The sequence below is a fragment of the Paenibacillus sp. FSL W8-0919 genome, from assembly GCF_038003785.1.
Lineage (GTDB): Bacteria > Bacillota > Bacilli > Paenibacillales > Paenibacillaceae > Paenibacillus_AQ > Paenibacillus_AQ lactis.
The window spans coordinates 261,011-283,989 of record NZ_JBBOPV010000001.1 but is presented as its reverse complement, the minus strand read 5'-3'; the positions used below and the strand labels follow the sequence as shown (position 1 = coordinate 283,989).

Annotated in this window: 12 protein-coding genes, 3 rRNA genes and 1 riboswitch; all 15 genes read left to right on the top strand. The window is 53.0% G+C overall.

Going from position 1 to position 22,979, the window contains the following annotated elements; all coding sequences use genetic code 11:
• Positions 1-28 precede the first annotated feature (28 nt).
• Positions 29-1,567 (top strand): glutamine-hydrolyzing GMP synthase, encoded by a 1,539-nt coding sequence (guaA, locus tag NST44_RS01130; RefSeq protein ID WP_007133021.1) that lies wholly within the window; start codon positions 29-31, stop codon positions 1,565-1,567.
• Between the two features lie 274 nt (positions 1,568-1,841).
• Positions 1,842-1,940: riboswitch (purine riboswitch) on the top strand.
• 213 nt (positions 1,941-2,153) lie between these two features.
• Complete coding sequence (locus NST44_RS01125) at positions 2,154-3,524, top strand: NCS2 family permease (protein ID WP_007133020.1); 1,371 nt, start codon at positions 2,154-2,156, stop codon at positions 3,522-3,524.
• Between the two features lie 765 nt (positions 3,525-4,289).
• Positions 4,290-5,843: ribosomal RNA gene (locus tag NST44_RS01120) — 16S ribosomal RNA — on the top strand.
• 225 nt (positions 5,844-6,068) lie between these two features.
• Positions 6,069-8,996 (top strand): 23S ribosomal RNA (locus tag NST44_RS01115).
• 276 nt (positions 8,997-9,272) lie between these two features.
• Positions 9,273-9,389 (top strand): 5S ribosomal RNA (rrf, locus tag NST44_RS01110).
• The 16S, 23S and 5S rRNA genes sit together here, the layout of an rRNA operon.
• Before the next feature lie 426 nt (positions 9,390-9,815).
• Positions 9,816-10,559: a GDSL-type esterase/lipase family protein gene (locus tag NST44_RS01105; RefSeq protein WP_007132758.1), complete on the top strand. Its 744-nt coding sequence runs from the start codon at positions 9,816-9,818 to the stop codon at positions 10,557-10,559.
• Positions 10,560-10,683: 124 nt separating this feature from the next.
• Positions 10,684-11,664: a ketoacyl-ACP synthase III gene (locus tag NST44_RS01100; protein ID WP_007132757.1), complete on the top strand. Its 981-nt coding sequence runs from the start codon at positions 10,684-10,686 to the stop codon at positions 11,662-11,664.
• Positions 11,665-11,983: 319 nt separating this feature from the next.
• Positions 11,984-13,048 carry a PhnD/SsuA/transferrin family substrate-binding protein gene (locus NST44_RS01095; RefSeq protein WP_340897410.1) on the top strand — a complete coding sequence of 355 codons (1,065 nt, stop codon included), beginning with the start codon at positions 11,984-11,986 and terminating at the stop codon, positions 13,046-13,048.
• Positions 13,049-13,399: 351 nt separating this feature from the next.
• Positions 13,400-14,764, top strand: a complete 1,365-nt coding sequence (locus NST44_RS01090; RefSeq protein ID WP_340897409.1) for an ABC transporter substrate-binding protein — start codon at positions 13,400-13,402, stop codon at positions 14,762-14,764.
• A gap of 133 nt (positions 14,765-14,897) precedes the next feature.
• Positions 14,898-15,857, top strand: a complete 960-nt coding sequence (locus NST44_RS01085) for a carbohydrate ABC transporter permease (RefSeq protein ID WP_007132754.1) — start codon at positions 14,898-14,900, stop codon at positions 15,855-15,857.
• Entirely contained in the window at positions 15,854-16,717 is an 864-nt protein-coding gene (locus tag NST44_RS01080; RefSeq protein WP_007132753.1) for a carbohydrate ABC transporter permease, read from the top strand. Before NST44_RS01085 ends, NST44_RS01080 begins: the two co-directional genes overlap by 4 nt.
• A gap of 78 nt (positions 16,718-16,795) precedes the next feature.
• Positions 16,796-18,517 (top strand): cache domain-containing sensor histidine kinase, encoded by a 1,722-nt coding sequence (locus tag NST44_RS01075; RefSeq protein WP_077569770.1) that lies wholly within the window; start codon positions 16,796-16,798, stop codon positions 18,515-18,517.
• Positions 18,518-18,531: 14 nt separating this feature from the next.
• Complete coding sequence (locus tag NST44_RS01070) at positions 18,532-19,875, top strand: extracellular solute-binding protein (protein ID WP_340897406.1); 1,344 nt, start codon at positions 18,532-18,534, stop codon at positions 19,873-19,875.
• Between the two features lie 22 nt (positions 19,876-19,897).
• Entirely contained in the window at positions 19,898-21,496 is a 1,599-nt protein-coding gene (locus NST44_RS01065) for a response regulator transcription factor (RefSeq protein WP_007132750.1), read from the top strand.
• 454 nt (positions 21,497-21,950) lie between these two features.
• Complete coding sequence (locus NST44_RS01060; RefSeq protein WP_007132749.1) at positions 21,951-22,922, top strand: ring-cleaving dioxygenase; 972 nt, start codon at positions 21,951-21,953, stop codon at positions 22,920-22,922.
• The last annotated feature ends 57 nt before the right edge of the window (positions 22,923-22,979 follow it).

Sequence of the window (22,979 nt, the reverse complement as noted above, 5' to 3'; positions counted from 1 at the left end):
AATTTCATTAATCAAGGGAGGCCCGGTAATGAATAAGCCTAATGAAATCATCGTTGTTTTGGACTTCGGTGGACAGTATAACCAACTTATAGCACGACGGATCCGCGATCTTGGCGTATATAGCGAGCTTTTGCCTTATAATACGTCCGTGGAGAAGATTAAGGAATTGGCACCGCGCGGGATTGTTTTTTCGGGAGGCCCTATGAGCGTTTATTCCGAAAATGCCCCGCATGTCGATCCTGCCATTTATGACCTGGGTGTTCCGATTTTCGGAATTTGCTACGGCATGCAGTTGATGGCCCACCAGCTGGACGGTAAAGTAGAGCGTGCTTCCAAGCGCGAGTACGGAAAGGCTGAGCTGGAATTTAATCCGAACACCACGCTCGTTAAGGGTCTGGAGCAGAAGCAGACCGTATGGATGAGCCACGGCGATCATGTGGTATCACTGCCAACCGGCTTCAAGCTGGATGCAGGTACGGAATCCGCTCCGATTGCTGCGATGAGCAACGAGGACAAGAAGCTGTACGCCGTGCAGTTCCATCCGGAAGTACGCCACTCCGTGCACGGGAATGAAATGATCAAAAACTTCCTTTATGAAATATGTCAGTGCGAAGGCAACTGGAGCATGGAGACCTTTATCGACGACCAGGTTCGCGAAATCCGCGAAGTCGTCGGAGACCAGAAGGTGCTGTGTGCCCTGAGCGGCGGGGTTGACTCTTCCGTTGTGGCCATGCTGATTCATAAAGCGATCGGCGATCAGCTGACTTGCATGTTCATTGACCACGGCTTGCTGCGCAAGGGCGAGGCTGAGAGCGTGATGGAAACCTTCGTCGGCAAGTTCGATATGAAGGTCGTCAAGATCGATGCGCGCAACCGTTTTATGTCCAAGCTTAAGGGCGTGGATGATCCGGAGAAGAAGCGCAAAATTATCGGCAACGAGTTTATTTACGTATTTGACGAGGAATCCAGCAAATTCGACGATTTTGCATTCCTCGCTCAAGGCACGCTGTATACCGATATCGTTGAGAGCGGAACGGATACGGCGCATACCATCAAGTCCCACCATAACGTAGGCGGACTTCCTGAAGACATGAAGTTCAAGCTCATCGAGCCGCTGAAGGCCCTGTTTAAGGACGAGGTCCGCAAAGTCGGCGAGGAGCTTGGCCTGCCGGACGAGATCGTGCACCGTCAGCCGTTCCCGGGACCAGGACTCGCGATCCGCGTGCTTGGCGAAGTGACCGAGGAGAAGCTGAAGATTGTGCGGGATTCCGACTACATCCTGCGTGAAGAGATCGCGAAAGCCGGACTGGACCGCGAAATCTGGCAATATTTCACCGCGCTTCCGAACATGAAGAGCGTTGGCGTTATGGGCGACGCCCGTACGTATTCCTACACGGTCGGCATCCGTGCCGTAACCTCCATCGACGGCATGACGGCTGACTGGGCCCGCATTCCTTGGGATGTGCTCGAGAAGATTTCGGTGCGCATCGTCAACGAAGTGGAGAACGTCAACCGGATCGTGTATGACGTTACGTCCAAGCCGCCTGCAACGATCGAGTGGGAGTAGGAGTACTCCGGGAGATCGAACGATATAAACCGATTCGTTGAAGTCGAGAGACGAAAAGGATGAAAGTGAACACCTCTGCTACCGGGGATATCAGGTTATGATATGCCTTGATGGCAGGGGTGTTTTTTTACAAATAGTTCTGTCGACCCACAATGATTATGGATTTCTCCCCAAATCCCGAACATTACTTTAAATTAACAAGTGTAATATTCGTTTTTGTTATTGACAAGCTTGGGCATCTCGTCCTAGAATATGAGTAGAAATCGACACGACAACAACAAATAACGAGCTTTTTCGTATAATCCCGGGAATGGGCCCGGGAGTCTCTACAGGTCACCGTAATGATCTTGCTACGAAAAGAGGAGCGGCAATATAATGCGGACACGTACTGCGTTTCTAAAGCCGGCTGTCACTGTCAGGAAAGATGCTTTCCGGCAGTGCGCCCGGTTTTCACGAAGCGATTGTTAGCCTGTGTTCCGATGGCTATTGTTTTGCGGCTCTTTTTTCCAAGCAGCGGCCCTGGGGATTTATCCTTAGGGTCTATTTGTTGTTGCGGGTCATTAATTTTAAGGGGGATATCTCTATAATGGAGCGTTTCTTTAAGCTAAAGGAACACGGAACAACAGTAAGAACCGAGATTATCGCTGGCCTTACGACGTTTATGACGATGGCCTACATCCTGCTTGTTAACAACCTGTTTCTCGGTCCTAACGGGGCAGGCATTCCGCAGGAAGGCGTCTTCTTCGCGACTGCGGTCGGTGCGGGACTCGTAACGATGGCGATGGGCTTCTTCGTTAATATTCCGGTTGCGCTGGCGCCGGGTATGGGTTTGAATGCATATTTCATGACCGTCGTGCTGAGCTCGAATGGAGCCATTACATGGCAGGCTGCGCTCGGAGCCGTATTTATTTCAGGTATCGTCTTCATCATTCTGACGGTAACGAAGGTTCGCCAAATGCTGCTGACGGCCGTTCCGAATAACCTTAAAATTGCCATTACGGTCGGGATTGGCTTGTTTATTACCATTGTCGGATTGAAGCTCGGCAATCTGGTTACCGTGTCGATCAACCCGGGTACGGATGTTAGCCAGCCGGTACCGGGAGGCGCGTTTAATATGGGCCTTGGGAACTTCGTTGAGCACAAGGACACGCTGCTTGCTCTAATCGGGCTGTTCCTGATTGCGATTCTTATGGTGATGAAGCTGAAGGGCGCTTTGCTGATCGGTATCGTGCTGACAACATTGATCGGTATTCCGATGGGCGTAACCGACCTGTCCAGTCTTAGCACCGCAAGCTGGATTCCATCCTTTGATAATTTGGCCGTTGGCCAGATGGATCTGAAAGGCGCGCTCGGAATCGGGCTCATCGAGGTCATTTTTATCTTCACGTTCGTTGAACTGTTTGATACCTTCGGTACATTGGTCGGTACTGCAGGCCGTGCAGGATTGCTCAAGAATAAAGAAGAAGGCGAGAAAAAGCTGGGTAAAGCGATGCTCGTCGATGCGGGCGGCGTGAGTGCCGGCGCATTCCTTGGTACAAGTACAATTACGGCATTCGTAGAGAGCACCTCCGGTGTTGCCGAAGGCGGACGTACCGGTCTGACGGCCGTAACGACAGGCGTGCTGTTCATTCTTGCGCTGTTCCTGGCTCCACTTGCTCTGGTTGTTCCTTCTGCTGCTACGGCTCCGGCGCTTGTCGTTGTCGGCGTGCTGATGATGAGCCAGGTTCGTGATATTGAATGGGATGATTTCATGCAAGCCTTCCCTGCATTCCTGACCATCATCCTGATGCCGTTCACGGGCGGAATCGCCAACGGGATTTCGGCGGGGATCATTGCTTACGTCGTGCTTGCCGTATTCGGTAAGCTGACAGGGCGCACCGACACGAAGGTGCACTGGCTGATGTGGATTCTGTTCGTGATCATCTTGGTTCGTTACGCGTTCCTCGGGGCCGAATAATCATTCGTCAATTACGCATAATAAAACCGTCTCTTATATATAGAGGCGGTTTTTCGTTTGTATGCTTTTCAATAAATGTCATCAGGACCGGTTGCTTCTTCGCGCGTTTATTAATTAGCAGCGGTTCGATTCCTAAACGTTTGTTTTGCCGAGACATCACCATACGTTGGCTCTGTCCCCGATCCCGTTCATCATTTAAATAGAAGCTTAGCTGGTGGATGTGCGAACAAATCTTATTATTAATGAAGAGGTCAGGCTGTATTATATGCCGTATGATGAAGCGAAGGACGATTACTAATGATCGTCCATCTAGCCCAGTTGGCGGATTACTTTGTATCGGTATAGGTGTATTGAAACTCTATTTATAATTATTTTAAAAAAATGCTTGCATTCTTTCTTGAAGATGTGTTATATTCTAATTCCGGCCGAGAAAAAGGCAGGGACAACATTTGAATCACAAGCTGAAATGAATGAACGAAAAATTAAATTCAAAAAAAAGCTTGCAAAACTCAAATGGATGTGGTAAATTATAAGAGTTGCTGATGCGAACTAGATTCGCCGGTAACGAAAAGGTTGATCTTTGAAAACTGAACAACGAGTGAGTAAAAACAAACCGCTTCGGCGGGGAGTTACAATAGAGAATTGAACAAATTCTCGTCAGTTTTTCTAAATGAGCTTAATCGCTCTTTCAAGACTCACCAGATTTGATTCACTCATCCGAGTGGAACCCAAATCCGGCGAGGTCGATCGTCCTTCGGACGATCTTTATTGGAGAGTTTGATCCTGGCTCAGGACGAACGCTGGCGGCGTGCCTAATACATGCAAGTCGAGCGGACTTGAAGAGGAGCTTGCTTCTCTGAGAGTTAGCGGCGGACGGGTGAGTAACACGTAGGCAACCTGCCCTCAAGACTGGGATAACTACCGGAAACGGTAGCTAATACCGGATAATTAAATCTGCTGCATGGCAGAGTTATGAAAGGCGGAGCAATCTGTCACTTGAGGATGGGCCTGCGGCGCATTAGCTAGTTGGTGAGGTAACGGCTCACCAAGGCGACGATGCGTAGCCGACCTGAGAGGGTGAACGGCCACACTGGGACTGAGACACGGCCCAGACTCCTACGGGAGGCAGCAGTAGGGAATCTTCCGCAATGGGCGAAAGCCTGACGGAGCAACGCCGCGTGAGTGATGAAGGTTTTCGGATCGTAAAGCTCTGTTGCCAGGGAAGAACGTCTCATAGAGTAACTGCTATGAGAGTGACGGTACCTGAGAAGAAAGCCCCGGCTAACTACGTGCCAGCAGCCGCGGTAATACGTAGGGGGCAAGCGTTGTCCGGAATTATTGGGCGTAAAGCGCGCGCAGGCGGTTCTTTAAGTCTGGTGTTTAAACCCGAGGCTCAACTTCGGGACGCACTGGAAACTGGGGAACTTGAGTGCAGAAGAGGAGAGTGGAATTCCACGTGTAGCGGTGAAATGCGTAGATATGTGGAGGAACACCAGTGGCGAAGGCGACTCTCTGGGCTGTAACTGACGCTGAGGCGCGAAAGCGTGGGGAGCGAACAGGATTAGATACCCTGGTAGTCCACGCCGTAAACGATGAATGCTAGGTGTTAGGGGTTTCGATACCCTTGGTGCCGAAGTTAACACATTAAGCATTCCGCCTGGGGAGTACGGTCGCAAGACTGAAACTCAAAGGAATTGACGGGGACCCGCACAAGCAGTGGAGTATGTGGTTTAATTCGAAGCAACGCGAAGAACCTTACCAAGTCTTGACATCCCTCTGAATCCTCTAGAGATAGGGGCGGCCTTCGGGACAGAGGAGACAGGTGGTGCATGGTTGTCGTCAGCTCGTGTCGTGAGATGTTGGGTTAAGTCCCGCAACGAGCGCAACCCTTGATCTTAGTTGCCAGCACTTCGGGTGGGCACTCTAAGGTGACTGCCGGTGACAAACCGGAGGAAGGTGGGGATGACGTCAAATCATCATGCCCCTTATGACTTGGGCTACACACGTACTACAATGGCTGGTACAACGGGAAGCGAAGCCGCGAGGTGGAGCCAATCCTAAAAAGCCAGTCTCAGTTCGGATTGCAGGCTGCAACTCGCCTGCATGAAGTCGGAATTGCTAGTAATCGCGGATCAGCATGCCGCGGTGAATACGTTCCCGGGTCTTGTACACACCGCCCGTCACACCACGAGAGTTTACAACACCCGAAGTCGGTGGGGTAACCCGCAAGGGAGCCAGCCGCCGAAGGTGGGGTAGATGATTGGGGTGAAGTCGTAACAAGGTAGCCGTATCGGAAGGTGCGGCTGGATCACCTCCTTTCTATGGAGTACCTCGCTTCCGTAGCGAAGCGGTACAAATACGGTCAGCGTAAGCTGCCGGAATAGACTTTACGAAGTAAAGTCAACCAACTCACTCGTTGGTCAGTTTTGAGAGTTTAACCTCTCATTTGATCCTTGAAAACTAGATAACGAAACGAATTTGCGTTTTAGAAATATCCTTTTAGCTGAACTTGTGTCAAAACAAGTTTCAATAAAAGTAGCATAAGGTTAAGCTACTAAGAGCACACGGAGGATGCCTAGGCGCTAGGAGCCGATGAAGGACGTGGCGAACAACGATACTGCCTCGGGGAGCTGTAAGCAAGCTTCGATCCGGGGATGTCCGAATGGGGAAACCCGGCTGGTGTAATAGCCAGTCACTTCTGCCTGAATACATAGGGCAGCTAGAGGCATACCCAGGGAACTGAAACATCTAAGTACCTGGAGGAAGAGAAAACAAGAGTGATTCCGTCAGTAGCGGCGAGCGAACGCGGAACAGCCTAAACCAGAGAGCTTGCTCTCTGGGGTTGTGGGACGTCTCACATGGAGTTACAAAGGTTTAGATTAGACGAACAGGTCTGGAAAGGCCGGCCATAGAAGGTAAAAGCCCTGTAATCGAAAATGTGAACCCTCCGAGACGGATCCCGAGTAGTGCGGGGCACGTGAAACCCCGTATGAATCCAGCAGGACCATCTGCTAAGGCTAAATACTCCCTAGCGACCGATAGTGAAGCAGTACCGTGAGGGAAAGGTGAAAAGCACCCCGGAAGGGGAGTGAAATAGAACCTGAAACCGTGTGCTTACAAGAAGTCAGAGCCCATTATAGGGGTGATGGCGTGCCTTTTGTAGAATGAACCGGCGAGTTACGTTCCCATGCAAGGTTAAGGCGAGAAGCCGTAGCCGCAGCGAAAGCGAGTCTGAATAGGGCGTTTTAGTATGTGGACGTAGACCCGAAACCGTGTGATCTACCCCTGTCCAGGGTGAAGGTGCGGTAACACGCACTGGAGGCCCGAACCCACGTACGTTGAAAAGTGCGGGGATGAGGTGGGGGTAGCGGAGAAATTCCAATCGAACTCGGAGATAGCTGGTTCTCCCCGAAATAGCTTTAGGGCTAGCCTCGGAAATTAGAGTCGTGGAGGTAGAGCACTGATTGGGTGCGGGGCCCGCAAGGGTTACCAAGCTCAGTCAAACTCCGAATGCCATAGACTTATATCCGGGAGTCAGACAGTGAGTGCTAAGATCCATTGTCAAAAGGGAAACAGCCCAGACCATCAGCTAAGGTCCCCAAGTGTGTGTTAAGTGGGAAAGGATGTGGAGTTGCACAGACAACCAGGATGTTGGCTTAGAAGCAGCCACCATTTAAAGAGTGCGTAATAGCTCACTGGTCGAGTGACTCTGCGCCGAAAATGTAACGGGGCTAAACACACCACCGAAGCTATGGCTTGATGCTTGCATCAGGGGTAGGGGAGCGTTGTATGCAGGTTGAAGGTGTACCGTAAGGAGCGCTGGACAGCATACAAGTGAGAATGCCGGTATGAGTAACGAAAAGATCAGTGAGAATCTGATCCGCCGAAAGCCCAAGGTTTCCTGAGGAAGGCTCGTCCGCTCAGGGTAAGTCGGGACCTAAGGCGAGGCCGAAAGGCGTAGTCGAAGGACAACAGGTTGAAATTCCTGTACCACCGTAAACCGTTATGAACGATGGGGTGACGCAGGAGGGTAGTGACGCGGACTGATGGATGTCCGTCCAAGCAGTGAGGCTGATGTGTAGGCAAATCCGCACATCGTTAAGGCTGGGCTGTGATGGGGAGTGAAAATTACAGTAGCGAAGGTCATGATCTCACACTGCCAAGAAAAGCCTCTAGTCAGGTGAAGGTGCCCGTACCGCAAACCGACACAGGTAGGCGAGAAGAGAATTCTAAGGCGCGCGGAAGAACTCTCGTTAAGGAACTCGGCAAAATGACCCCGTAACTTCGGGAGAAGGGGTGCCTCGGTAGGGTGAATAGCCCGAGGGGGCCGCAGTGAAAAGGCCCAAGCGACTGTTTAGCAAAAACACAGGTCTGTGCGAAGCCGCAAGGCGAAGTATACGGGCTGACGCCTGCCCGGTGCTGGAAGGTTAAGGGGAGCGGTTAGGAGGTAACTCCGAAGCTGTGAACCGAAGCCCCAGTAAACGGCGGCCGTAACTATAACGGTCCTAAGGTAGCGAAATTCCTTGTCAGGTAAATTCTGACCCGCACGAATGGCGTAACGACTTGGGCGCTGTCTCAACGAGAGATCCGGTGAAATTTTAATACCTGTGAAGATGCAGGTTACCCGCGACAAGACGGAAAGACCCCATGGAGCTTTACTGCAGCTTGATATTGGATTTGGGTACGATCTGTACAGGATAGGTGGGAGCCTTTGAAGCATGAGCGCCAGCTTGTGTGGAGGCGACGTTGGGATACCACCCTGATCGTATCTAGGTTCTAACCTGGTACCGTGATCCGGTACGGGGACAGTGTCAGGCGGGCAGTTTGACTGGGGCGGTCGCCTCCTAAAGAGTAACGGAGGCGCCCCAAGGTTCCCTCAGAATGGTTGGAAATCATTCGAAGAGTGCAAAGGCATAAGGGAGCTTGACTGCGAGACCTACAAGTCGAGCAGGGACGAAAGTCGGGCTTAGTGATCCGGTGGTACCGCATGGAAGGGCCATCGCTCAACGGATAAAAGCTACCCTGGGGATAACAGGCTTATCTCCCCCAAGAGTCCACATCGACGGGGAGGTTTGGCACCTCGATGTCGGCTCATCGCATCCTGGGGCTGAAGTAGGTCCCAAGGGTTGGGCTGTTCGCCCATTAAAGCGGTACGCGAGCTGGGTTCAGAACGTCGTGAGACAGTTCGGTCCCTATCTGTCGTGGGCGTAGGAAATTTGAGAGGAGCTGTCCTTAGTACGAGAGGACCGGGATGGACGTACCGCTGGTGCACCAGTTGTTCCGCCAGGAGCATGGCTGGGTAGCTACGTACGGACGGGATAAGCGCTGAAAGCATCTAAGCGTGAAGCCCCCCTCAAGATGAGATTTCCCAGTATGTAAGACCCCTTGAAGACGACGAGGTAGATAGGTTGGAGGTGGAAGTGCAGCAATGCATGGAGCTGACCAATACTAATCGGTCGAGGGCTTATCCTAAAAGCTTTCTGAAAGAAAGCTCGCTACGGAAGCATAAACAAACCCACCAAAGTGAAGAAGAGCTTCGAAGCTGATTCCGATTACTTTGGCGGGGCCCGGAAAGATCTGAGGATCTGAAGGGACAATGCTACGGATTCTAAACAACGCAAAGACGTTTCGTATCTAGTTTTCAAGGTTCAAAAAATCTTGAAACGATTTTGAAGCTGCATGCCTTTTCTAAGGCTTGATATTTTGCTGGTGAGCAATCATGAAGCAAAGTGCAGCGCAAAAATCACGTTTGGTGGCGATGGCGGAAGGGTTCCACGCGTTCCCATACCGAACACGACCGTTAAGCCTTCCAGCGCCGATGGTACTTGGACCGAAGGGTCCCGGGAGAGTAGGACGCCGCCAAGCACAACCAACAAGCGCGTTATCGATATGTCGATAACGCGCTTGTTTTTTTGTATGGTTACACGCATAATCGGAGGTTTGCGATTCCTGCCACGTCAAAAGCGTGTGAATGCTCATAAGGTGCTCGTGGCACGCTCTGGGCACGCGCTGTTGAACGAGGGTGTCTGCCCGCTCGCCCGCTCATAATGGAGCTGCAGGCCGTCATGGAGCCTCCAGGCCACCATTTCGTAGCTGCAGGGGACGACGTATCGAAGACAGGACCGGATTTAGGGCATAGCCTTGTCCGGTCCTGTTTTTTTATTTATTCGGTGAATATCAGCGTATTACATCACTCCAAACGATCAAGGGCATTGCGGGAAACGTGAAAAGGCTTAGAATGAAAGGGTAAACAAAATCAAAATCTGAACCTTTGAAAGAGGAGGGATATAAATGGCATCAGCGGACGAAAATAAAGGGTGGCACACGGCGGAGGATCGCGAGCCGGGGATTCAGGAAGACACATGGCCTGAAGCGAACGATGAAAAGAAGATGAAGCTGCTGCACTACCAGAAGCTCAATCGATTGGCCCTGAAAGGGCAGGTGGTGATGGTGGGCTCATCGCTGATGGAATTTTTCCCGATCAATGAGCTGCAGCAGACGCTGGCACTCCCATATTGCATCTACAATCGCGGGATTGCGGGCTATGTCACTGCGGAATTATTAGCGTCGATGGAAACTTGTGTTTTTGACCTTGAGCCTTCCAACATCTTCATCAACATTGGGACCAATGATATCAGCGCGCCTGATTATAAGCTGGAGCGTCTGCTTGCAAACTATGACGAGATTTTGACCCGCATCGCTACAAGGCTGCCCGATTGTAGGGTATTTGTCATGGCCTACTATCCCGTTAATGCCAAAGACGACTTTCCGTTTGTGTCCAGAGCTTCGATGGAGGAGATTTTTCAGAGAAGAACGAATGAGGCGATTCGGGAAGCAAACGATGCGATCAAGCAGTTGGCGGCCAAGCACGGGTATACCTTTATTGACGTAAATGACGGGTTGACGGATGCCGAGGGCCATTTGTACAAGGAGTATGCCATTGACGGCATTCACATGTTTCCTGACGGATACGCGGTCGTGTTACAAAATTTGAAGAAATATCTTGAACATCTCGACGTCCCGAAGGACGGTTGACGCCCTTGCGGATAACCTTGATTTTCAGGAAGGGGAGTTCTAATGGCGCCTATCCAAATAAAATTAGTACCAAGTCCTAATACTTGGTGTTATAATAGACGTAAATAAAAATGGAGGTGTCATCATGAATCAATCCAAGTCAAAAATAACGGCCATCGGGACGTATGTTCCCGACCGCGTCCTGAGCAATGCGGATTTAGAAAAGATGGTGGATACGAGCGACGAATGGATCGTTCAGCGGACGGGGATGAGAGAGCGCCGCATCGCTGCGGAGGATCAATTTGTATCCGATCTGGCAATCAAGGCCGTGGAAGATATGGTCAATCGATACGGTGTTACCGTGAAGGATGCGGATATGATTCTTGTGGCAACCAGCACGCCGGAGTATTCCTTCCCGAGCACGGCTTCGAGAGTCCAGTCCAAGCTTGGCATCGTCAGTACGGGCGCCCTTGATGTGAATGCGGCATGCGCCGGCTTCGTCTATGCACTGCAGATGGCGGACGGGCTTATATCCGGCGGTGCCTACTCGAAAATTTTGGTCATTGGCGCCGAGACGCTCTCCAAAATTACGGATTACACCGACCGAACGACATGTGTCCTGTTCGGAGACGGGGCCGGCGCGGTGCTGCTGGAAGCGGATGAGAGCCGGCCGGGCATTCTGGCGTCCACGTCCGGCACATTCGGCGAAGGCGGCATTCATCTATATAAAACCGCGCTGTCCGAAAAGATGGACGGCGAGGAGCTAAAGAGCGGCTGTCTCGTGCAGAACGGCCGCGAAATTTATAAATGGGCCGTCCGCAATATTCCGGACGGCGTCCGCGAGCTTCTGGATAAAGGAGGCATGTCGCCGGAAGACATCGACTGGTTCGTCCCGCATAGCGCCAACCTCCGAATGATCGAAGCGATATGCGAACGTGGGCCGATGCCGCTCGACCGGACGCTGACAAGCGTCGAATACCGCGGGAACACATCGGCCGCATCCATCCCGTTGGCGCTGCAGCTGGCTATTGACGAAGGCCGGCTGAAGAGCGGGGACAACGTGCTGCTCTACGGCTTTGGCGGCGGCATGACTTATGCGGGATCCATCATTCGATGGATGATCTAAGGCGATGGCCGACAGTGAACCTTTTTTATTCGAGAAACGCAGAGTTAAATAGCTAGAGCTTTCCATAAATCCGTCAAGAAAATTCAAGTCAGGATGATTCGGTCCTGGCTTGTTTTTTTATTTGCCCAACCTCATGTTTACCTTGGTTTTACATAATTATTACACTGCATTGACCCTTGCGACCCAGCAACAGGCTAGACTGATTTCATATAGGGAAGTTGGGGAAACAGTGTCTTCGGAGCTGTGGAATACAGCACGTTTTTCCGGTCTTGATGCATGGCAGACAAACGACCGGTAGTCCCCGAGAGGAGATTGTTTGATGAAGAAGATTTGGCTGCTCATGATTTCGCTGGTTGTGCTGGTGGCAGCGACAGGCTGCGGAACGAATGGCGGTGCGTTACACGTAGCAGGGGCAGGGGCAGGCCCAAAATCCGAGGGCACGATAACCATCGCCTGGCTTCAAGGCGAATCCGGGGCCGTGGTGAAGGAAGCCCGTGATGAGCTGGGCAAAGTGATCGAGAAAGCGACGGGTAAACAAGTCGAGCATGCCATCTTTACGGAGGATACGGATGCCATCGATGCGATTGTGAACGGACAAGCCGATCTGGCATTCATCGGGACAGAGGGCTATGTCAGAGCGAACGCCGCAAATCCGATGGTCCAGCCGCTGGTCGTCGCAAGCGGGGAAACCGGAACGCTCGAAGACGCTTTCTATTTTAGCTGGGTGAGCGTGCGACAAGGCGAGGAGGGGGCGTATAAACGCGGAAACGGTTATGCTTTGGAGCCTATCGCCGGTAAAAAAATATCATTTGTGTCCGAAACCTCCATGTCCGGGTTTAAGATACCTGCCCATGAAATGATCGGATCTTTGGGCAGGATGGACAAGTATCAGGATTTGACAACGGATGACTTGCTTCAGGGCGGTAAGGATCAGGTTTTTCGTGAAGTGCTGTACGGGGGAACGCATCAGGGCTCGCTTGAGAATTTATTGACAGGTAAAGCTGATGCAGCGGCCTTCTGCGATCGATGCGTGTCTGACGATATCGAGCTGTCATCCGGAACGGCGAATATGCCAGGGGCCGTGTATAAGGTCAAGACAGATGCCGCAGAGCCCCTTCATGCGCTGGCCGGCAAAGCGTTTACGATTATATCGGTCACACCCGTGCTGAATCCTCCCTTTGCGATCAATACGGATACCGTTAGCAGCGAGGATCAGCAAAAGCTGCTGGATGCCTTTACTTCCGATGAAGTCAGCGGGAATCCGCACATTTTCCTGCCGGAAGACGCGGAGGGATCGGGACTGTTCAAGCAAACATCTGGAATGGAGCGATTTCTTCCCGTCGATGATGCATGGTTCCACCCGATTCGGGAGCTAATCGAATGAGGGAGGAAAGGATTGTGTCTCCCGGATTCTGGAGCTGTACCAATACGGCAAGAGGTAGCGTGGTTTCACAAAATGCGGGAACTGTCCCAAATTGGAAGCCAACGTGAACCCGCCAGATTCTATAGCCGTCCCGATCAGAGCGGGCGGTATTAGCAGTTGAAACAAGAAACCCAATCAAGACGTTATGCCTCTAGAGTGCATAAGGTCTTTTTTGTCGTGGATGAATTTCTTCCGGTTATCGAACTGAATCGTAATAAATTCAACCTGAATTCGGAAGTTTGCCTCCTCAAAATGTCGCCCGTCTCCCATTAGACTAAAAAAGAAAATAAGTTACATGAGAGGGGTAAAAGCATGAGTAGATTCAAAACATGGAGCGCCTTGCTCCTGAGCATCATCATGGTCTTCTCACTGGCTGCCTGCGGTGGCGGCAATTCTGCGGAATCGCCAGGAGGCGGTACCAACCAAGAGGGAGGAGGCAGCACGAACGAAGGCGGCTCGAACGAAGGGAACTCGAATGAGGGCAGCTCTACAGAGAAAATCGAGCTTTCCTTCTGGTCGCTGGGTACGACCAACTATGAGGATTTGGCCAAGGAGTATACGAAGGAGCATCCGAACGTCACCGTGAAGTTCCAGAACACGTCCGATCAGACGGCCCATCATAACAATCTGACGACAGCATTGTCCGCCGGCTCGGGCGCGCCTGACATTTTCATGCTTGAAATCGCCTTCATGGAGCGCATCATTAACAACCAGGACAAGTTCCACAACCTCTATGATCTCGGCGCGAAAGACATTGAAGGCAACTATCTCGACTGGAAATGGAAGCAGGCAACATCCGTGGACGGCTCCTTCCAGCTCGGCCTTCCAACGGATATCGGCCCTACGGTCGTGTATTATCGTACGGACCTGGCTGAGCAAGCGGGGCTGCCGACGGATCCGGAAGCCTTCAGCGCCGCAATCGATACGTGGGATAAGTTTGCAACCGTGGCGAAGCAGTTCAAGGATAAAACGGGCAAGCCGTTTGCCGACCTGACGGATCTGGTTTATAACGGCGTTCGCGACCAGTCGCCGGATCAAATCTATTTCAATAAAGAAGACGGCAGCTTTATCGGCGAGACCAACCCGCAAGTGAAGAAGGCCTATGATTTCACCGTCAAGGGCATCCAGGAAGGCTGGATCGGCAACTGGATTCTGTGGTCTCCGGAATGGCAGAAAGCGATTAATGACGGCGATTTCGGGGTCATGCTCGGCCCGGCTTGGATCGCAGGCACCATTCGCAATGCTGAGGACAGCGCAGGCAAGTGGAAAATCGCCCAATTGCCTGAAGGCGCAGGCAACTGGGGCGGCTCGTTCCTGACGCTGCCGAAGGAAGGGAAGCATCCGAAGGAAGCCTATGAATTCATCTCTTGGCTCGTCAGCAAAGAGAACCAGCTGAAATCGTTTAAAGACAGCGGGTTGTTCCCATCGATTCCGGCCGTTTACGACGAACCGACGTTCAAGGAAGACCAGGACGAATTTTTCGGCGGCCAGGTGATTGCGGAAGCTTACGCCCAATCCGCGGAGCGCGTCAAGCCGGTATACTACGGACCGCTGCATGACCAGACGGACACGATTATAAAAAATGCGCTCAAAAACGTGCTCGAGAAGAAGGCTGACCCGCAAAAGGAATGGGAGAGCGCCATGCAGCAAATCAAAACATTGGTTGAGCGCAGCTAGGGCAGCGGGAGGACTACCCACTCCCAACGCATGACAACCATATGAAACTTAAAGCGTCCGAATTCGAGAGGGGATCTTCTGAAGCATCCTCTCCCGGATTCGGATTTATCACTTACTTCCTGGAGGTGCATCCATGGCGGATACCGCTACAGCCGAACGGCCGCAGCCGCTGCCGCAAAAAAGGCGGTTTTTGACCGAGACCCGGCGCAGCCGTTTTACGGCGTATACATTCATTTCACCATTCTTTATTTTGTTCTCCATCTTTGGATTGTATCCCATCGTGTTTACCATCTATTTGTCATTCTATAAGTGGGACGCGCTGGGTCCGATGAAATATGTCGGCCTCAAAAACTATGAGTTTGTCACCGGGGATCCAACGTTCTGGATCGCATTCGGCAACACGCTGCTTATGGCGCTTATGGGTACCGTACCGCAGCTCATCGTGGCCTTGTTCGTTGCGGTCATGCTGAATTCTGCGCTGAACAAGTTCAAGAATACGTTCCGCGTCCTATATTTCATGCCGAATATTACGTCCATTGTGGCCGTTACGCTTGTCTTCAGCACGATGTTCGGCAACAACGGGATGGTCAACTGGATGCTGAACACGTTCGGCATGGAAAGCGTTCCGTTCAATTCCGGCTGGTGGGGCGTCAAAATCGCCATTTCGACCATGGTCATGTGGCGCTGGATGGGGTATAACGCCATTATTTTCTTGTCCGGGCTGCAGAGCATCCCCACCGACATTTACGAAGCCGCGAAGATCGACGGCGCCAGCCGCCGCCAGCAGTTTATATACATTACCATGCCGCTGCTTCGTCCTTTTATTCTATTCGTCACCCTGGTGTCCACGATCGGCGCGCTGCAGCTGTTCACGGAGCCGTATGTGTTCCTGGGGCAATCGGGTACAGGCTCCACGAGGCAGGAAGGGGTCACGATGGTCACCTATTTATACAATGAGGCGTTCAAGAACGGCTTCTTCGGAACCGCAGCTGCTACGGCCGTCCTTTTGTTTATCGCAACGATTGTGTTCTCCGTCCTGAATATGATGCTGTCGAGCCGGATGGGCGGAGATACGGGGAGGAAAAAAGCATGAGCACACTTTCAGTCACCCGCAAAAAGCCGGATGAACCCGGTATCGTCGCCAAGACGTTATTTTACGTATTCCTGATCCTCGGCGCCCTGGTTTCGATATTTCCGTTCTACTGGATGTTCGTCGTCGCAACCAACGGCAAGGATGCGGCCTTTCAAATTCCGCCGCTGCTTACGCCGGGAACGGCCTTTTTCGATAACTTCGCACGCGTGCTGGAGCGGACCGAGTTCTTCCGGGCGCTGCTCAATTCGGTCGTCGTATCGACGGCGGTTACCCTTTCGGTCGTATTTCTGTGCACGCTGGCCGGCTATGCCTTTGCCAAATATGAGTTTCCGCTGAAAAAAACGCTGTTCGTGTTCGTCATCGCGACCATGCTTGTGCCTGCCCAGCTCGGCGTCCTGCCGCAATATGTCATCATGGCCAAGCTGCAGTGGATCGACAGCTATAAAGCGCTGATCGTGCCCGCCATGGTCAACGCCTTCGGAATCTTCTGGATGCGGCAGTATATCGCCTCGGCCGTCCATACCGAGCTGATCGAGGCGGGCCGGATCGATGGCGGCGGCCATTTCCGCATCTTCTGGAACATAGCCATTCCGGTCGTTACGCCGGCGATGGCAACGCTTGGCATTCTGAACTTCATGAACGTGTGGAACGACTTCTTCTGGCCGCTCGTCGTGCTCAAGAACCGGGAAAACTATACGATCCAGATCGCGCTTCAGCAATTGTTCACGAACAAGGACGGCCTTGATTTTGGGATGATCATGTCCGCGACCTTCACGGCAACGCTGCCGCTACTGATCGTGTTCCTGCTGTTTAGCCGCTGGGTTATCGCCGGCCTGACATCAGGCGCCATAAAAAGTTAATCGACAAGAGGGCATTCGACAAGGAATGCCGCCCGGCGCGAAGAATAATAGAGATAGAGATTGGGGGGAGAACCGGCCATGAAGCTCCGCCGAAAAATATTGCTGGCTATTATTCTGCTTGTCTTCATCCCCGTCATTGCGCTGGGCGGCGTATCCTATTACAGCTTCTCCGCAGCCATGGAGAAGAAGTCGAACGATTTCTATTCGATATCGCTCTTGGAAACGGACAGCAAGCTGAAATTCGCATTAAGCGAGATTACGACGATTTCCAATTCGGCGATAACCCAGCAGACCGTTCAGCAGATGCTGAAGCAGCCGGATTATCCGATCACATACGAGCGGCGGCAGGAGATCAATAACCTCGTCAATCATCCGATGATTGCGTCGTTTGCGCTGTATTCGAACGAACAGCTTGTCTATCATACAAGCGGAGGCATGCCGCTTGCCGAGCTGAGAGGGCAGGATTGGTATAAGGCGGTCGGGGAGGCGGAAGGGCGCCCGCTGTGGGTCGGGCCCGGCGAGAACGGCTCGGCCGAATCGGGTGCCCCGGTCTTGATCCAGGCCAGGATGATCAAAGACTATTACTCGCTGGAGGATATCGGAACCTTCGTGATTTACGTGAAACCGGATCTGCTGGATCAGGTGTTCTGGGAAGCGGCAACGCTGAAGCAGGGGGACATCCTGCTGGTTAACAAGCAGGGCCGGATCGTCTTCAACAAGTCCGGGGAGCATATCGGGGAACGGGCGGAGTTTCCTTTTCTGGCCGAAGAGGGCGTGAACGGCAAAGGGCATTACGTCGACCGCTACTTAGGCGAGAAGTCGCTGATCACGTATATGCCTTCCCATAATAAGGACTGGTTTCTGGTCGCGATTACGCCGAGCAAGCTGATCGCCGCCGAATCGGTGTCCATCCGCAACCTTGCGCTGATCCTGGGGCTGATTTCATTGGTATCGGCTTTTTTATTCGACCGTTTTTTTGTCCGGCGCATGGTCCGAAGCATCATCAGCGCGGTGAACGGCATGAAGCGGGTGAAGCAGGGGATTTTCGTCCCGATTCCGCCGCATCACGGGGCGCAAGACGAGACGGGGCTCTTGATCGACGGCTTCAACCGGATGAGCACGCAGATTCAGGAGCTGCTGGCTCAAGTGGAGACCGAGCAGGCACGTAAGAAGGAAGCGGAGCTGCAGGCGCTGGTGGCGCAGATCAATCCGCATTTTATATACAATTCGCTGGAGTCGATTAACTCGATGGCTGTTCTGCAAGGAAACAAGGATATCAGCAAAATGGTGATCTCGCTCGGCAAGCTGCTGCGCATCAGCATCAGCGAGCACCATGAGCTCATTCCGCTCAGCATGGAGCTGGAGCATGTCCGGCATTATATGCGGATCCAGAAGTTCCGGTTTGAGGAGAAATTCGATTACGAGATCGAGCTTCCGGATTCGCTCAGGCACTTTGTCACCCAGAAGCTGATCGTGCAGCCGATTGTCGAGAACGCGCTGTATCACGGCATTGAGCCGATGGAGGAAAGCGGCTATATCAGCATCAAGGTATCCGAGCAGCGGGACGATATCGTCATTGATGTCACGGATAACGGACCGGGCTTCGACCCGGAAACGCTGATCGAGCTGTGGAACAAAGACCAGGGGCAGCTGAAAAAATACCGCGAGAACGGCGTCGGGCTCAAGAATGTCCACGAACGGCTCCGCATTCGGTTCGGAAGCCGATACGGCCTCATGATCTGCTCTTCGGCCGGCTACGGATCGATGATTCGTATTCGGATTCCGAAAATACTCACATGAAGGGGGAGCTCCACTTGAGATGGTTTTGGAATTGGGGCTGGATTGTTGTGTACGCCTCTCTTTTGGCGCTCTCCGTCGTGTGGATTACACTGCGGCAGCATGAGCCGGCACAGGAAGCCGCACCCGAGAAAATAACGCTGACGTTCCGCCACTTCTGGAACAAGGAGCATGACAAGCCGGTGCTGGATATTTTCGAATCCATCGTGCGCACGTATGAGAAAGCGCATCCAAACGTGAAAATAAACTTCGAGAGCATCGATCAGACGATCCACCGCGAGCAGAAGCTGAAGAGCGAGATGGTGACGGGAACGCCGCCGGATATGTTCGTGCTGTTCGGAGGTGCAGAGATCATCCCTTACGCGAGATCGAACCGGCTGATGGATTTGACGGACTTTTTAAAGGAGAACGGCCTCGCGGATCAATTTAAGGATCTTCATCACTGGACGCTGGACGGCAGGGTGTACGGTCTGCCGTTTGAAGGCCATGCGGAGCCGATTTATTACAACAGGACGTTGTTTCGGAAGCTGGGGCTTGAGCCTCCGGAGACGATGAGCGACTTGAGCGAGGCGATCCGGGTGCTGAGGGAGAACGGGCTGATTCCGTTTGCGCTAGGGAACGAGGACCGCTGGCCGGCCGGGATATTCGCGCAATATTTCATGGATCGCCATGCGGGTCCCGGGCTGATCGGCAGGCTGGTCGAGGGACAGGATGGGGTGAGCTTTCATAACGAGCCCTATCTTCAGGCGTTCCATGACCTTGAATCGTGGATCGGGCAAGGCGCTTTCAGCGAGGGAGCCAATGATCTTTCCACGGAAGAGGCGATCGCTTTGTTTACCGAAGGAAAGGCGGCGATGTATTTGAACGGCAGCTGGGACATCACGCTGTTTCAGAATGAGGACCGCCCTGAATTTCAGCAGGAGGTCGGCGTCATTCCGTTTCCGTCGCTCCGCCCGGGCGAAGCCCGCTCCTTGGCCGGCGGATATACGATCGGAATCGGTCTGTCCTCTAATCTGGATGAGCTGAAGAAGCAGGCAGCGCTGGAGCTGCTGCAAATGTTCTATACGCCGGAGGTCCAGACCCGCCTAGTGTATGAGGGACTGCGCGTCCCTTCGATGAAAATTACGTTTGACGCCAACGAGACGGGGCCGGTCTTCGCCCAGGTGATCGAGCTGATGGAGCAGTCGCCCAGCACCTTCATACCTTATGACAACCAGCTGTCGCCGGAGGTTACGCGGACCTTTCTTAAAGTGGTCGAGGAGATGATCGGCGGACGGATGGATGCTGCGGCGGCGCTGGAGGAAATTCAGGCGTCCTCGGTGCGGTATTGGCAGCTGCGAAGAAATGCGGTAATCGAATAATAGGGGGCAAGGGGGGACGGCTATGGGAGGGTCGGACGGAAAATTCAGAGTGATGCTGGTCGACGATGAACCGATGATACTGCGCAGCCTGAAGGCGGCGATTCCTTGGGATGAGCTCGACCTCGAGGTCGTTGGGGAAGCGAAGAGCGGTGACAGTGCGCTGAAGCTCGCGCGCGAGCTTTCGCCGCATTTGGTCATTAGCGATATCCGCATGCCGGGCATGGACGGGATTACGCTGATGAAAGAGCTGAAGGCCGACCAATCCAGGCGCCTCATTATCTTCATCAGCGGTTACGGCGAGTTCGAATACGCAAGGGAAGCACTCCGTGAGGGCGCCTTCGATTACTTGCTGAAGCCGATCGATCATGAGGAGCTGACCGAGACGATTGCCAGGGCCGCCAAGACGCTGGAGCGGCAAATGGCCGACGACCGGATGCTGCATTCGGTTAAGGTTCTGTCCTTGCTTGCCCGCGAGCGGATGCTGACGGAATTCATCGAGGGCAGCCGAAGCCCGCTCCAGCATATGCAGTGGCTCGAAGACAGCGAGCTCGAGGACGGCTATACAATGGCCGTGATTCAGCTGGATCACTATCCGCGGCTGAACCAGCAGTGGTCGATGGACGAGAAGCGGCTGTGGCTGTTTGCGGTGCGCAATGTGCTGGAGGAATGGTCGGTGATGAATGGAGGCCTAACGGTATTTCCGTTCCGCAGCGGGGAGTGGGTGCTGCTGCTCCCAAGCTTGACCCGCGACCGGCAGGAGACAATCGGGCGGGATCTGGTCGGGCTGATCAAGCGATATACGAAGCTGTCCTGCTCCGTCGGCTTCAGCGGCGGCATGGCCGGTATCGACCGGCTCGGCGTGGCGTACGAAACGGCGGTGAGGGCTTTGTACCGGCGGTTTTATACGGGAGCGGAGGGCGTGTTCCCGGGAGGAGGGGAATCCGAAGCGGAGCAGTCAGGCGGATTGAAATATCCCAAGCAGCTGGAGTCGCTCATGGTGGAAAGCATCCGTACGCTCAACAAGGAGCGTCTGCTTGAGCTCTTGGACGAAACCAAGGCGTATATCGGCGAGCATGCCATCAGCCGCGAAATGGCGGAACGTTTGCTGTTTGAGCTGAGCGTCGTGCTGTATCGGCAATTCGAGCATATGAAGGTGACGTTCGAATGGTCTCTGGAGGAACTGCTGCAGCAGTTCCAATCATCCCAGACGCTGCAGGAGCTGATGGATGTCATGAAATCGCGTTTCGGCCAATGGATGACCGATAGCCGAACCGGCCACTCCCGGGACAACGTCCAGGCTGTCATCGGCAAAGCCAAGGCGTACATTGCCGAGCATTACCAGAAGGATCTCAGCATCGAGGAAGTATCCGAGCTGTCCGATTTGAGCATTGGCCATTTTTGCACGCTGTTCAAGCAGACGACGGGGTATACCTTCCTGGAGTATTTGACGGAGTGCCGGATCGAGAAGGCCAAGAGCATCCTGCGTAATACCAATGTTAAGGTGTATCAGGTTGCGCCGCTTGTCGGCTATCAGGATCCGAGGTATTTTACGCAGGTGTTCAAGAAAATAACGGGCAAGACGCCTTCCGAATACCGTGAGGAGGCCACAACGGCTATGTAAGTCGGGGCTTCAGGCGGCTGTAACGAAGTATGGTGTAACGAAGTATGGTGTAACGAAGTATGGTATGAAGAAGTGCGGTATGAAATAGAATGCGAGGGTGCATTAACAGGTGTGTTTTTCCTAACGATAAGGGAGGGGCACCTGTTTTGATGTTTATGTTGTTAATATGGATGCCTTTTACACCGAATATATCTTTATTTTATAAATCTTAAAATTAAGACTTGACGTTCATTCCTTTTGGGTCTAAACTGATTCCACAAGCACCTCAAAACTCAAATAAGAGCAAGGCGTTGTTTCGAAGGAGCCGGGCGTCAATTTTACAACGGCATCGTTACGAGTCAAGGAGTCGTTCCGTCCCGCGAACCGCAAGGCTGAACGAACAGGAGAACCGCTGAACCTGTCCCGAATTCACGGCAATCAAGATCAAGCCAGATCACCCAAGGAGGTAATCATCATGGAGTTTAAAGGCATTCACCACGTTTCCGCACTGACCGCGTCGGCTTCCAATAATTTTGACTTTTATACCGAAATTATGGGGATGAGACTCGTCAAGAAGACGGTCAATCAGGACGACGTGTCGGTATATCATTTATTTTACGGCGATGAGAAGGGGAATCCCGGAACAGAGCTTACCTTCTTCGAAATTCCGATGGCGGGACGGACGCGTGAGGGAAACAACAGCATTTCCGCCACTTCGCTGCGGGTGCCGAGCGATCAAGCGCTGACCTATTGGGCGGAGCGTCTGGATCAGCACGGCGTTGAGCGCGAGGACGTGAAGGAACGCGCCGGGAGACTTACCTTGGCGTTCAGGGACTTTGAGGGACAGCGGATCATACTTGTGTCCGATGAGAACAATGAGGGCGTAGCCGGGGGCCGTCCGTGGGCAAAAGGGCCGGTGCCGCCGGAATACGCGATTATCGGCCTGGGTCCCGTTCAGCTGACCGTACCGAACGCGCAGCCAACGGTGCAGGTGCTCACAGAGCTGATGGGCTTCCGGCGCAAAGGCCAGTACGCCTCCCCGGCCCAGGGTCAGCCGGACATTGTCGTATTCGAGACCGGAGAAGGGGGGACCGGTGCCGAGGTTCATGTGGAAGAGCGGACTGACCTCCCTCGGGAGCGCCTCGGACGCGGGGGCGTTCACCACGTAGCCTTCCGGGTAGAGGACGAGGAGGAGCTGAAGGCATGGATTCAGCAGATCGGCGCCGTCGGTTTCCCGAATTCGGGATATGTCGACCGATACTACTTCCGTTCCCTGTATTTCAGGGAGCCGAACGGCATCTTGTTCGAAGTGGCTACCGACGGCCCGGGATTCGATACCGATGAGCATGTCGACCACCTGGGAGAAACCCTCGCCTTGCCGCCGTTCCTCGAAGGGAAGCGTGAAGCGATCGAAGCGAATTTAAAGCCGTTAAACACCAAACGATAAATTCATGCCCTATCATATTGACCCCATAAAATGATCCTCTTAAAACGCCGGCCGCTC